This window comes from Pantoea sp. OVA07A, from assembly GCF_019969975.1.
GTDB classification, from domain to species: Bacteria; Pseudomonadota; Gammaproteobacteria; order Enterobacterales; family Enterobacteriaceae; genus Pantoea; species Pantoea agglomerans.
Window position 1 is genome coordinate 621,798 of sequence record NZ_JAHXYM010000001.1, and the last position, 13,960, is coordinate 635,757.

At 57.6% G+C, this 13,960-nt stretch carries 10 protein-coding genes; 7 read left to right on the forward strand and 3 right to left on the reverse strand.

Annotated elements, in window-relative coordinates:
- Positions 1-379 precede the first annotated feature (379 nt).
- Both LC417_RS02865 and LC417_RS02870 read left to right on the forward strand, forming a co-directional pair.
- Entirely contained in the window at positions 380-1,900 is a 1,521-nt protein-coding gene (locus LC417_RS02865; RefSeq protein WP_154209983.1) for a carboxylesterase/lipase family protein, read from the forward strand.
- A 217-nt stretch (positions 1,901-2,117) separates the two neighbouring features.
- Positions 2,118-3,782 (forward strand): methyl-accepting chemotaxis protein, encoded by a 1,665-nt coding sequence (locus tag LC417_RS02870; protein ID WP_187493192.1) that lies wholly within the window; start codon positions 2,118-2,120, stop codon positions 3,780-3,782.
- Here LC417_RS02870 and LC417_RS02875 read toward each other — a convergent pair.
- Positions 3,740-4,621: a LysR substrate-binding domain-containing protein gene (locus tag LC417_RS02875; RefSeq protein ID WP_223565422.1), complete on the reverse strand. Its 882-nt coding sequence runs from the start codon at positions 4,619-4,621 to the stop codon at positions 3,740-3,742. The genes LC417_RS02870 and LC417_RS02875 overlap by 43 nt on opposite strands.
- Before the next feature lie 125 nt (positions 4,622-4,746).
- Here LC417_RS02875 and LC417_RS02880 point away from each other — a divergent pair, with 125 nt between their 5' ends.
- Both LC417_RS02880 and LC417_RS02885 read left to right on the forward strand, forming a co-directional pair.
- Positions 4,747-5,913: a methionine aminotransferase gene (locus tag LC417_RS02880; RefSeq protein ID WP_033757747.1), complete on the forward strand. Its 1,167-nt coding sequence runs from the start codon at positions 4,747-4,749 to the stop codon at positions 5,911-5,913.
- Positions 5,914-5,978: 65 nt separating this feature from the next.
- Positions 5,979-6,755 (forward strand): transporter substrate-binding domain-containing protein, encoded by a 777-nt coding sequence (locus LC417_RS02885; RefSeq protein ID WP_010670199.1) that lies wholly within the window; start codon positions 5,979-5,981, stop codon positions 6,753-6,755.
- Between the two features lie 36 nt (positions 6,756-6,791).
- On the opposite strand, the gene pepT is transcribed toward LC417_RS02885, so the two are convergent.
- Entirely contained in the window at positions 6,792-8,018 is a 1,227-nt protein-coding gene (pepT, locus tag LC417_RS02890; RefSeq protein WP_223565423.1) for a peptidase T, read from the reverse strand.
- Positions 8,019-8,145: 127 nt separating this feature from the next.
- Here pepT and LC417_RS02895 point away from each other — a divergent pair, with 127 nt between their 5' ends.
- On the forward strand, positions 8,146-9,741 hold the full coding sequence (locus LC417_RS02895) for an ABC transporter substrate-binding protein (protein WP_223565424.1): 1,596 nt from the start codon (positions 8,146-8,148) through the stop codon (positions 9,739-9,741).
- A gap of 442 nt (positions 9,742-10,183) precedes the next feature.
- On the opposite strand, the gene LC417_RS02900 is transcribed toward LC417_RS02895, so the two are convergent.
- Positions 10,184-11,098, reverse strand: a complete 915-nt coding sequence (locus tag LC417_RS02900; protein ID WP_033771823.1) for a LysR family transcriptional regulator — start codon at positions 11,096-11,098, stop codon at positions 10,184-10,186.
- Positions 11,099-11,238: 140 nt separating this feature from the next.
- Between LC417_RS02900 and LC417_RS02905 the strand changes: the two genes are divergently transcribed.
- Together LC417_RS02905 and LC417_RS02910 are read left to right on the forward strand one after the other, a co-directional pair.
- Complete coding sequence (locus LC417_RS02905) at positions 11,239-12,660, forward strand: M20 family metallopeptidase (protein ID WP_223565425.1); 1,422 nt, start codon at positions 11,239-11,241, stop codon at positions 12,658-12,660.
- Positions 12,657-13,925, forward strand: a complete 1,269-nt coding sequence (locus LC417_RS02910) for an MFS transporter (RefSeq protein ID WP_010244731.1) — start codon at positions 12,657-12,659, stop codon at positions 13,923-13,925. Before LC417_RS02905 ends, LC417_RS02910 begins: the two co-directional genes overlap by 4 nt.
- The last annotated feature ends 35 nt before the right edge of the window (positions 13,926-13,960 follow it).

Consider the following 13,960-nt stretch of genomic DNA (forward strand, 5'->3'; position numbering starts at 1 on the left):
CTGCTAAGGCCAGTGGACCTGAAGTGGGGCAACGCGGGTAATATGCTGACAGGACTGGGGAAAAACAACGCTTTACCGCTCAGCGCAGGTTTACCCGCGTGAGTATCTTAATCTATTAGCAGACTGACTGATTAACAGCCGCACAACCGCACGTGATAATAGAGCAACGACGCGCCACTCCGGCGCTGGCAGCGTCATTGACCAATTGCGAAAAGATAAACAACGTTGAATCATAACCCTAACTGACTCTCTGAACCTGTTGATGAGCATGTTCACGCCTGCCCCTCACGCTTCGGCATATTCTGCAAATCCCTTCCGTACCTGGACAATGCTGGCGGGCCTGCAAATAATGGAGGGACGTTTGAACAGGGAAACAGGAATGAAAAACGAAACAGGTCTGAGGATCATGACTGCTGAGGGGGAGTTGCGTGGATGCATGGACGATGACCTTTTCGTATTCAAAGGCATACCTTATGCGGCGGCACCGCTTGGCGCACTGCGCTGGCGTCCGCCTCAGCCGGTTACGCCCTGGCAGCAGGTGCGCGACGCCACCGCGTTTGGGGCTTCCGGCTGGCAAAATCGCACTTACTGCCAGGCCGTGGGCGGTGGCGATCCGGGTGAGTTCAGCGAAGATTGCCTCTACCTTAATGTCTGGACGCCCGATGTCGCGCCCGTGAAACCCCTGCCGGTAATGGTATGGCTGCACGGTGGTGGCTACACCATTGGTGCTGGCGGGCTGGCACCTTACAACGGCAAGCCGATGGCTTCACGCGGCGCGGTGGTGGTGACGCTCAACTACCGGCTAGGCCATCTCGGTTTCTTCTCTCATCCGGCCCTGGATGCTGAATATCCTGTTGCCAGCACGGTGAACAATTTTGGCCTGCTGGATCAGATTGCCGCACTGCAGTGGGTGCAGCGCAACATCCCTGCCTTTGGCGGCGACCGCCGCAATGTGACACTTTTCGGTGAATCCTCAGGCGCACGCAGCGTACTGTCACTTTGCTGTTCGCCGCTGGCCGAAGGGCTGTTTCATAAAGGGATCGTGCAGAGCGCCTACAGCCTGCCTGACACGCCGCTGAAAAAAGCGCGTCAGCAGGGTATGGCGGTGGCCCGCCATTTCGGTCTGCCGCCCGATGCCAGCGCTGATGACCTGCGCGCACTGCCTGCCGATGCCTTCTGGTCGCTGGAAGGGCCGCTGGCGATCCCGCCGGTGCCGATTGCGGGTGATGCTGTCCTGCCTGAACCGATGCTGAAAACCTTTATGGCTGCAAAACAGCACCGTCTGCCGCTGATGGCGGGCAGCAACAGCGATGAAGCCAGCGTGCTGGAATATTTTGGCGTGGATGCCACCGCGGTGCTGCATCAGTTACGCGATAAAAATCGTCTCACTTACCGGACGCTTAAATGGATGTATGACATTCATGACGATCAGCGGCTGGGACGTGCCGTGGCGCGCGATATGGCCTTCAGCCTGGTGCCGTGGCTGGTGATGCGGGCGCAGCACAATGCCGGAATGCCAGGCTGGCGCTACTGGTTTGATTATGTCTCTGAACATGCCCGTGACCTCTATCCGCACGGCACCTGGCACGGCAACGAAGTGCCTTATGTGCTGAACACGCTGAGTCAGATGCCGGATCCCAACGAAGAACGACCCTTCAGTGAGGCCGATCGGGCGTTTGCGGCACGGGTCAGCGAGTACTGGTTTACCTTTGCCCGTGATGCTACGGAATACAAGCATCAGCTGGAGGGGGAAGTCGTGTGGCCAGCCTGGCACCCAGGCTCTGACGTGACAATGTCACTCGGTGATGATCGGAAGAGCGGGCTGGTTCTGAAGCGGAACTTTATGCGCGCCCGTATGCGGCTTTTCCGTCTCTTAATGAGTCGTATGGTCAGGCTTTAAGCGGCGGCTCATGGTTAGCCTGCTAACCATCAAATTGCGCGAATGGAATTAATCTGCTTTTTAAAGGTTAACCTGCTGAATAAAAGGGCTATAAAGTGAAATTTGCCTTAGGGACGCTGTAAAATATTAGGTAACAAAACAGTTACATCTTCACAATCGCATGCCGATAAACCTCCTATGCCCGACGCTTGCGGGTCAACGTGTATAGGATTTTGGTATGGGAATGCTCAAAAATTTTACCATTCGCGCAGTGATGCTCTCTATTCTGGGACTGTTTTGTTTACTGTGGAGCGGCGTCGGGCTGTATAGCATTCACTCTCTTGGCGCGCTCAGCGAAGGGAATGATGTGGACCGTCATCTGGTTGAGCAAATGACGGTGCTGAGCAAAGGCAACGATCAATATTTTCGTGTCATCACGCGCTTATCCCGCGTGATGGAAAGCAAAGCCGCAGGTCAGACCCTGAGCGATGAGGCTTATGCTCCGGTGCAGCAGGCGCTGGACAGCATGACCCAGCAACTGGCGCGCTTTAAACAACTGGCACCCGGCCCGATGAACCCGGATGTCGTGGATGGGGTGATTCAGAGCTGGCAAAAGCTGCTGGATGCGGGCGTTACTCCACAATTGCAGCTGGCCCGTCAGGCCTCGCCTGATGCTTATCGTCAGCAGGCAAATAACGTCACGCCGCCACTCAGTCGTGCCTTTGGCATCAGCGCAGAGAAATTCAGCCAGGGCGCAGCTGAAAAGCTGGATGCAACCCGGGTTGAAGTGGATCACCTCACCGCGATGACCAAAACGATTATTACCATCACGGTAATTATCGGCCTGTTTATTCTGCTGTTTACCGACCGCTATCTGGTGGCGATGCTGGTCCGTCCGCTGGAAAGTATCCGTACCCACTTCGCGGTCATTGCCACGGGCGATCTGAGTCAGCCGGTATCCGATTTCGGACGCAACTGCGTCGGTAAACTGGTGCCGCTGCTGAGCGCCATGCAGGATAGCCTGCGTGAAGCGGTCAGCGCCATTCGCAGCGGCACTGAGAATATCTCGCGCGGTGCCGCAGAGATTTCTGCCGGTAACAACGACCTCTCTTCACGTACCGAAGAGCAGGCCGCTGCGCTCGAACAGACTGCGGCCAGCATGGAGCAGTTGACGGCAACGGTAAAATTCAACGCCGATAATGCCCGCCAGGCCAGCCTGCTGGCAGAAACCGCCACCACCACGGCACAACGTGGCGGTCAGCTGGTCAGTGAAGTCGTCAGCACTATGGATGGCATCTCAGGCAGTTCGAAGAAAATCGCTGAAATCACTAACGTGATCAACGGTATCGCTTTCCAGACCAATATTCTGGCGCTGAACGCCGCCGTCGAAGCGGCACGTGCTGGCGAACAGGGTCGGGGTTTTGCGGTCGTTGCCTCTGAAGTGCGTAACCTTGCACAGCGCAGCGCCAATGCCGCCAAAGAGATTGCGACGCTGATTGAAGATTCGGTTCAGCGTGTAGGTAAAGGCGCCGAGCTGGTCAGCACCACCGGCGGCACCATGAATAATATTCTGAAATCGGTGCAGGATGTTGATGCGATCATGAAACAGATTGCCTCCGCCTCGGAAGAGCAGAGCAAAGGCATCTCTCAGGTGGGTGCCGCGGTAACCGAAATGGATAGTGTGACCCAGCAGAACGCCTCACTGGTTGAAGAGGTCTCGGCCGCGGCGAGCGCACTGGCATTGCAGACAGAAGCGCTGCAGGCCTCTGTGTCGAAGTTCCGTCTCTCCAGCAACCGCCAGACCGCACCGGTCATCACGAATAAACCTGCCGCGCCGAAAGCAACCGTGCTGAATGCGCCTCAGGCTAAACCGGCGGATAACGGCGACTGGGTCACCTTCTGATCCCTGCACAGCCACGCCACCAGCTCCGCCAGGAACGGTGGCGCATCCTGCGCGGACCGTTGCAGTAAACTGTAAACCGCACCGGTTTTTGCCTCGCCAGCGAACGGCTTAATCAGCCTGCCGCTGGCTATATCACTCTCCACCAGATTGCTGTCGGCCATCGCCACACCAAACCCCTGAATCGCTGCACTGATCGCTAAGTCCATGGTGGCAAAATGCTGGTTCCGCTTCATGTTCAGTGTCACCTGCTGCGCCTGCAGCCAGCACTGCCAGTCACGCGTATCTGCCGTCGGATGCAAAAAGGTCATTGTGGCCAGTGCCGCCGGGGAGTCCGGGCGGGGTTGATCGGCTGCCATCACTGGCGTCAGCGACTCACTGAACAGGCAAATTCCGTCAGGGTGCGGCTTACCATAGACAATCGCCACATCGAAGTTCTCAAGCTGCGCGGCATGATCCAGCGTGGTGGTCAGAGCTACATGCAGTTCAGGTCGCTGATGCTCCAGCGCCATCAGCCGGGGCACCAGCCAGCGCATCGCACAGGTTGGCGCTTTCAGGCGAATGCTGACCTGACTACGGCGGACCTTCTCGCTGGCCTGAACCATCAGCTCAAAACCCTGCTGTAAGTCGGGCAGCAGCGCCGCGCCCTGAGGGGTCAGGCGCAGACCGCGCGCGTGGCGGTCAAACAGCGTCACGCCCAGCCACTGCTCCAGGGCGGCAATCTTACGACTGACGGCGCCCTGCGTCAGGCAAAGTTCGCGGGCAGCGTGGGTCAGATTGAGATGTCGGGCGGTCACCAGAAAGGCGTGAATGGCATTAAGCGGCAGCGATAAGCGTGACACGGTGAACCTCAGCTATGCATTTTTGTCATGGCTATTATGACGACATTTCGCTTTCCGACTCAAGTCGCAGCCCGTTGAATAGCTATTTACCGCATCTGAGCGGTTAAGCCCCTGACGGAGAGAGTATGTCCCTGAAAACGCCTGTCGCTATCCACTCAAAATTGCCGGACGTCGGCACCACTATTTTCAGCGTGATTGGCCAGCTTTCGGCGCAGCATCAGGCGATTAACCTGTCGCAGGGCGCGCCCAATTTCCCCTGTGATCCGGCGCTGGTCGACTCAGTCAGCCGCGCGATGCAGGAAGGACATAATCAGTATGCCGCCATGATGGGCTTGCCCGCCTTACGCGACGCGCTTGCCAGCAAAGTGCAGGCGCTCTATGGACAACAATATGATGCCGCCAGTGAAGTGCTGATCACCGGCAGCGCCAGCCAGGGGCTCTATATGGCGATTACCGCGCTGGTTCATCAGGGCGATGAGGTGATCTTCTTTGAACCGGCGTTTGACAGCTACGCGCCGGTGGTGCGGTTGCAGGGCGGTAAACCGATTGGCCTGAAGTTGCAGGTGCCGTCATTTGCTATCGACTGGGATCAGTTGCGGGCAGCAATCACGCCGCGCACCCGGATGATCATTATTAATACGCCGCATAACCCCAGCGCGCAGGTGCTGACCCCCGACGACCTGAATCAGCTGGCAGCCTTAATCCGCAACACCGATATCGTGGTGCTCTCCGATGAGGTTTACGAGCATATTCTGTTTGATGGGCGACCGCATTGTGGGATGGCGACGCATCCGGAGCTGGCAGCCCGCAGCGTCATTGTCTCTTCGTTTGGCAAAACCTTCCACGTCACCGGCTGGCGGGTAGGCTACTGTCTGGCACCGGCAGAGCTGATGACTGAGCTGGTGAAAGTGCATCAGTTTATGATGTACGCCGCCGATACGCCGATGCAGGTCGGTTTCGCACACTACCTGCAGACGCCAGAGAACTATCTGTCGCTCAGCGCCTTCTATCAGCAGAAGCGCGACCGGCTGATCGCCCTGATGCAGAACTCCCCGTTCCGGCTGCTGCCGAGTGCGGGTTCGTTCTTTATGCTCGCCAGCTATGGACATTTCAGTGACGAACCGGACAGTGAAATGGTAAAACGTCTTATCGTCGATCACGGTGTGGCGACCATACCGCTGTCGGCGTTTTATATGGATGGCACAGATAACAAACTGATTCGGCTCTCTTTTGCTAAAGACGAGGCGACACTTGAGGCTGGCGCGGCTGCGCTATGTGCTTTTTCTCGCTGAATCACGCCACCGCGTGAGGCAGCTCGGGGAACAGGTAACCAGGACTTTTCGGGGTAAATGACATAATGAAGAAACTGAACGCGCTTTTTCTCGCTCTGGGCATGATGACATCGGTACAGGCACTGGCACAGGATTTACGCTACGGCGTGGAGTCACAATATCCGCCTTTTGAAAGCCGCAATGCTAAAGGGGAACTGGAAGGCTTTGATATCGAGCTGGGCAATGCCATCTGTAAGGCGGGCAACTTCAGCTGCCACTGGGTTGAGAGCAGCTTTGATGCGCTGATCCCGGCACTACAGGCGAAAAAGTTCGACGCCATTAACTCGGCGATGAACATCACCGAAGCGCGCGCCAGAAGCATTGCGTTTACGCAGCCGATCTACCGTATTCCGACCATGTTAGTGGCGAAGACCGGTGAAAATCTGGCACCGACCGCCGAAGGTCTGAAGGGCAAGAACATCGGTGTGTTACAGGGATCCATCCAGGAAACCTATGCCAAGAAGCACTGGGAGCCGCAGGGTGTGACTGTGACCTCGTATCAGGATCAAAACCAGGTTTACAACGACATGGTCGCGGGCCGCCTGGATGGCACACTGGTGATGTCCGCTGCCGGTCAGTCTGGCTTCCTCGATAAACCGCAGGGCAAAGGCTTTGGTTTTGTTGGCAAGCCAGTCGAAGATGACGCGATTCTTGGTTCAGGCATCGGCTACGGCCTGCGCAAAGATGATGCGCAGCTTAAGCAGTCACTGGATGCGGCGATTGCTAAAGTGCAGGGCGATGGCACCATCAAAAAGCTGGCTGAAAAATATTTCCCAGGCATTGATGTCAGCGCGAAGCCATAATCGCAATCGGGCGCGTTCTGCGCCCGATTCCTCCGCTTATTCCGCCGCCAGATAACAGAGTTTTTCCGCCACCTGATAGGACTTCACAAACGACGTTACCGGCAGAAATTCGAAGCGTGAATGGAAGTTGTGCGCGCCGGTAAAGAAGTTCGGCGTCAGCAGACCTTTGGCTGACAGCGCGGCACCGTCTGTACCACCACGCATCGGAATCACCTTCGGCTCAATCTCCAGCGCGGCAAAGGCACTGAAGATCAGGTCAATCGCCCGACGATCTTCACCCAGGGCATTGCTGATATTGCTGTAAGTATCGCTGATACCCACGCTCACCTTGCCGGTGGGGTAACGCGCTGCCAGATCCTCTGCTGCCTGCTGCAACTGCTGCTTACGTGCCGCAAAGCTGGTCAGATCAAAATCACGGATTGAGGCCTTAAGCGTCGCCTTGCTGGCGTTGGCCTGAATCTCATTGAACCAGATATAGCCTTCACGGCCTTCGGTGTGCTCCGGGGTCTGCTGCCGATCAAACAGGCTGATGTAGTCATGGGCCATCAGCAGCGGATTGACCAGCACCCCTTTGCCCGACATCGGATGGGCCGGTACGCCGGTAAACACAATTTCTGCAGCGGCAGCATTGAAGTTTTCATAGACCACTTCGCCCAGTTCGCAGCAGTCGATGGTCCAGGCGAAATCAACATTAAAGCGCGTTTCCAGATCCAGCGCTTTCGCGCCGCGCAGCCCAATCTCTTCGTCCGGCACAAAGGCCACCACGATGTCGCCGTGGTCGCCGTTAAGGTTCTGCATCAGCGTCATCACCACGGTGACCGCCGCTTTGTTGTCCGCGCCCAGCACGCTGGTGCCGTCGCTGAAGATCACCTGCTGACCGACGTAGGGCGCGATCTCCGGATGTTCATCGCGGCGCAGCCAGATATCCTGCTCTGCATTCAGACAGAGATCTTCGCCCTGCCAGGTGAGGATCTGCGGGTGGATATCGGGCGACAAACCGACATCAACGGTATCGATATGCGTAATAAACCCGATGCGCGGCGCGTCAGGCCGGTTGCCGCGTTTCACCGCCGTCACCGTGGCATGTTCATCAACCACCACCTCATCCAGCCCTGACGCGCGCAGCTCATCCGCCAGCAGTTCCGCCATGGCGTGCTGGCTCGGCGTGCTGGGCAGGGTGGTGGATTTGGCATCGCTCTGACTGCTGATGGCGAGGTAACGGAAAAAACGTTCTGTGAGCTGCGACTCAAGTTTGTCTGTCATCACTATTCCTTATTAGTCAGCCACCGGCGGGGTTCGTTATGGTGCCGAATCGTGCTATCAATGAAGCATCTGAATGATTCATTTAGATATTGTGATCACCGGAAGTCAATACAAAGCGAGGATAATAATGAAAATCAAGATAGCCACCTTAGCGCTTGTTACGGCTGGGATAGCGCTGGCTGGCAGCGTTAACGCCAAAACGCTGGTCTTCTGTTCTGAGGGATCGCCAGAGAACTTTAACCCGCAGCTCTATACCTCCGGGACCAGCGTTGACGCCAGTGCGGTGCCGGTCTTTAACCGGCTGGTGGACTTTACGCCCGGCACCACCAATCTGGTGCCCAGCCTGGCGGAACGCTGGGAAATCAGCCCGGATGGCACGGTTTACACCTTCTATCTGCGCAAGAACGTGAAGTTTCAGAGCAATAAAGCCTTCAAACCCAGCCGCGACTTCAACGCCGACGATGTGATCTTCTCGTTTATGCGCCAGATGGACCCGAAAAATCCCTACCACAATGTCTCTGGCGGCACCTATTCCAACTTCGAAAGCCTGGAGCTCTCCACGCTGATTAAAAGTATCGACCGGGTCGATGACCACACCGTACGTTTTACGCTGTCCCATCCGGAAGCGCCGTTCCTTGCCGATCTCGCCTGGTATTTCGCCTCGATCCACTCGGCGGAATATGCAGACGCGATGCTGAAAGCGGGGACGCCGGAGAAGGTCGATATGAACCCGATCGGCACCGGCCCGTTTGAGCTGGTGCAGTATCAGAAAGATTCCCGCATTCTCTACAAAGCGTTCCCGGACTACTGGCAGGGCAAGGCGAAGCTCGATCGGCTGGTGTTCAGCATCACGCCGGATGCCTCCGTGCGCTACGCCAAGCTGGAGAAGAACGAATGTCAGGTAATGCCATTCCCTAATCCCGCCGATCTTGAAAAGATGCGCGCTAACCCGGATATCACCCTGGAACAAAAGGCGGGTCTGAATACCGGCTTCCTGGCGTTTAACACCACTAAAGCGCCAACCGATAACGTTAAAGTGCGTCAGGCGCTGGCGATGGCGATCAACAAACCGGCAATAATCGAGGCGATTTTTAAAGGCACCGGCACGGTTGCGAAAAATATCCTGCCACCGGGCGTCTGGAGCGCCGACAAAGATCTGAGAGATTACGACTACGATCCAGAGAAGGCCAAAGCCCTGCTGCAACAGGCGGGTGTGAAACCGGGTACCGAAATTGCGCTCTGGGCGATGCCGGTTCAGCGGCCTTACAACCCGAATGCGCGCCGCATGGCGGAGATGATTCAGTCGGACTGGGCTAAAGTGGGCATCAAAGCCAATATCGTCAGCTATGAGTGGGGCGAATACCTGAAACGCGTGCGCAGCGGCGAGCATCAGGCGGCGCTGATGGGCTGGACCACCGCCACCGGCGATCCGGACAACTTCTTTGGCCCGCTTTACAGCTGTACCTCTGCACAGGGCGGTTCCAACTCCTCAAAATGGTGCTATCAGCCGTTCGAGAAGTTAATCACCGAAGCCCGCGCCGAGCCGGATCAGGGCAAACGCACCGCGCTCTATCTGCAGGCACAGCAGATGATGCATGACCAGATGCCTGCGGTGATGATTGCGCACTCCACCATCTTTGAGCCGGTGCGCAAATCAGTCAGCGGCTATCAGGTCGATCCGTTCGGCAAACACATCTTCTATCAGGTTGATATTAAGCAGTAAGTGATTGCCGCTAAAACCAGAGCCCCACTTCCGAGTGGGGCTAAGTTTATGCACTAAAGTCAGGGTTTATATGACCGCAATGATAAAGCTCAACGCGAAGGGAACACGAGCAGAGGAGGAAAGCGTCCCGCCGCCCGGATAAAAACGCCGGGAGCGTTTTTGAACAACGCAACGCGTTGGCCCGGCTACGGGCGCACCTCAGGGATGAGGTGCGTAATCGCGTGGGCCGGGCATGCCATGGATGGCGACTGTTGCGACTTTCCGATCGGGTCGTGTTTCCTTCGCCGGCACCCTCTCACAGCGAATCGGTGCAGACGTAACCCGTGTTCCTTAGCCAACACCCTCTCACGGAAGCAGCCAGGACGTTAACCCATATTCCCTTATCAACCTGAATCATATGGCAATCTGGTACCGAGCTGGTTAAACCACAACCCTGTACCCCTCATCCCATCCTCACCTGCTGATCCATCTCCGTTAGCCGCTGCTGCAAAAAATGCAGAAACAGCGTCAGCGCCGCATTCCGCTGGCGGCCGGACACCGTCTGAAGCTGCAACGTACGCTGACTCAGCTGATCCACCCCCATCGAACGCAACACCAGATTTTGCGTGTCGCGCTCAAATAACAGGGTAAACGCACTGCAAATGGTTACTGCCTGCGGGGTATGCAGCAAAAAGTGGTAGAGCGTAGCGAAATAGTCGCAGGTCAGCACCGGCTCGACCACGCAGTCGTTCATCTGACAGGAGAGGTCAAACAACTGCCGCACGGTAGTATGCTGACCTGGCAACGCCAGCGGCCAGCCATGCAGATCGGCCAGCGTCACCTGACGCGACGCCAGCGGATGTGACTGATGCATCGCCAGCAACACCGGCGCCGGCCACGAGCCGAGCACCTCAACGCTGCGCTCCGGTTGCAGACTGAACTGCAGCGCAACATCGCATTCACCAGCTCTGACGCATGCCGCCACGCCCTGAGAGTGCGTCACGTTAAGCGCAAACAGCACGCCGGGGTTGGCCTGACGGAACTCCGCCAGCAGACCCGGGAGCAGACTGAACGCCATTCCGTCGGTACAGGCGATGCGGATCAGGCTGCGCCGTATTGCTTTCAGCCCCTTAATCTCCGCAAGCGCATATTCCATATCGAGCTGACTCTTGCGCACATGATGCGCGAATATTTCACCGGCTTCGTTCAATACCATGCCGCGTGCATGCCGCTCAAACAGCGGCACACCCACCTGCGTTTCCAGGCGCTGGATCTGGCGACTAATCGCCGACACCGCCACAAAGAGCTGCTCGCTGGCGGCGCTGAGCGATCCGCACTGTACGACCGCCAGGAAATAGCGGATCTCACTGCTTAACATGGTCACTCCGGCAAAACGCATCATAAAAGGGCAGGCGTGGCTTGCTTTAAAAGCAAGGCTCACTCGATAAATTAATAATTGTGGCAAAGAGAGAAGTTTGTCAAAGATAAAGCACGATAAAAAGAACAGACAGGGCAAACATGACAGAGCAACAGACCGTTGACCAGGCGATGCACTATTTCGACAGTGGCGAGTTTCAGCAGCTGCTGGCACGACGAATTTCCTGTGTGACCGAAAGCCAGCACGCCAGCAGGCAGGTGGAGCTTGAGAACTATCTGCAGCAGGAGATCGGCCCGCAGCTGGCGGCGATGGGCTTTACGCTGCACCCGTTTGAGAATCCGCAGCCCGGCAGCCCGCCGTTTCTGATCGCCACGCTCATTGAAGATCCCTCCAGACCGACGCTGCTCTGCTATGGCCACGGCGATGTGGTGTTCGGCGACGATGAGAACTGGCGCGACGGTTTATCACCGTGGCAACTCACGGCTGAAGATGACCGCCTGTATGGGCGCGGCAGTGCGGACAACAAAGGCCAGCACTGCATCAATCTCGCGGCGCTGGAGCAGGTGTGGCAGGCACGCGGTGGCGCACTGGGCTTCAACTGCAAAATTTTGTTTGAAATGGGTGAAGAGATCAGTTCACCGGGGCTGGCGGAGATTTGTCAGCAGCAGCGGGCGCTGTTACAGGCCGACCTCTTTATCGCCTCTGATGGCCCGCGACTGAACGCGGTGCGGCCGACACTGTTCCTGGGTTCGCGTGGCGCGGCGAACTTTCGTCTGACTATCAGGGCGCGCGACAACGCCTATCACTCCGGCAACTGGGGCGGACTGCTGAGTAATCCCGGCACCCAGCTGGCGAATGCGCTCGCCTGCCTGGTGAATGCAAAGGGTGTTTTGCAGGTCGCCGCGCTGAAACCGGACTCCCTGACCGATGCGGTGCGCGCCATCCTCAGTGATATTGAGGTGGGCGGAATACCGGGCGATCCGGCGCTGGCCGACAGCTGGGGCGAGCCGGGTCTGACGCCTGCGGAGCGTCTTTATGGCTGGAACACGCTGGAGGTGCTGGCGTTTGAAACCGGTAACCCGGCGCGCCCGATGAACGCCATCCCCGGCAGCGCCACGGCAGTGTGTCAGCTGCGATTTGTGGTCGGCACCGACTGGGAAAATCTGGTCCGGCATGTCGAAAGTCACCTGCATCAGCACGGCTTCGATAACGTCAGCGTGGAGTTTATGCGCGGTTCACCTGCAACGCGGCTCGATCCGCAGGATCCGCTGGTGGCCTGGGCGCTGGACACGCTGGCCCGCAGCAGCGGTAAAAAACCGGCGCTGTTGCCCAATCTCGGCGGTTCACTGCCCAATGAGGTATTTGCCGATATCCTCGGCCTCCCGACGCTGTGGGTGCCCCATTCCTATCCGGCCTGCGGCCAGCACGGCGTTAACGAACACATGCTCACCTCTGTTGCACGTGAAGGGCTGGCGATCATGACCCGCCTTTTCTGGCAACTGGGTGAAGAGGGCAAACAACTGATGTCGCGCCACCATCAGTGGCGGAGAGGTGAACAATGAGCAGCATCGCACAGAGTACTCCGCAGGTGAAACCGAGCCTGCACAAAACGCTGTTCGCTACCTGCATTGGTAACGCGCTGGAGTGGTTCGACATCGCGGTGTATGGCTTCTTCGCCAGCTACATCGCGCACGTCTTCTTTCCGGTCAGCGATCCGTCGGTGTCGCTGCTGCTGACCTTCGGCAGCTTCGGCATCTCGTTCCTGATCCGTCCGCTGGGTGCCATCGTGCTGGGCAACTATGCCGACCGTCATGGCCGTAAAAAAGCGCTGCTGCTCTCAATCAATCTGATGATGCTGGGCGGGGCAATCATTACCTTTATGCCGGGTTACGCCACTATTGGTCTGGCGGCGCCGCTGCTGATTATCCTGGCGCGCCTGATTCAGGGCTTCTCTGCCGGAGGCGAATTTGGCAGTTCGACCGCTTTCCTGGTAGAGCACTTTCCCGAGCGCAAAGCCTTTATCGCCAGCTGGCAGTTCGCCACACAGGGCGCCAGTACTCTGATGGCATCGGCGTTCGGCCTCGGGCTGACACACTGGCTGAGCGAAAGCGAGATTCAGGCGTGGGGCTGGCGTATCCCGTTTGCCTTCGGCTTACTGATTGGGCCGCTGGGGATCTACATTCGCCGTCACGTGCAGGAGCCCGCCAGCTTTGCGACGCAGGAGAAGGAAGCCGCACCGCTGAAAACGCTGTTCGGGCGGCAGAAAGCGCTGATCACCCTGGCGATTGGGGTGATGGTGATCTCGACTGCGGTCAACTACATGCTCAATTACATTCCGACCTACGCCACCAAAACGCTGCATCTGCCGGGGTCAGTGGCCTTCACCGCCACGCTGGTCGCAGGGATTATCCTGACGGTGGTGACGCCCATAATGGGATTGTGGGCGGAGCGGATTGGCCGATTGCCGCTGATGTGGGGATCGCTGCTGCTGCTGATGGTCACCATCTATCCCGCCTTCAAATGGATGGTCGATCACACTACGCCCACCACGCTGATCCTGCTGGTGGCGTGGATGGCGCTACTCAAGTCGGTCTATTTCTCCACGGTGCCGTCGGTGATGGCCGATCTCTTCCCGGCGACCACGCGCGCCAGCGGCATGGCGATCAGCTACAACGTGGCCGTGACGGTATTTGGCGGGTTTGCACCGCTGATTTGCAGCATGCTGATTGCCGCCACCGGCAGCAGTCTGGCGCCTGGATACTACCTGATGGCTGTGGCGGTGCTGAGTGGCATCGCGCTGCTGCGCTGCAGTAAGCGGGTGGCATAAAAGAGTGGGCCAATTACTGGCCCACTCTGGTACTG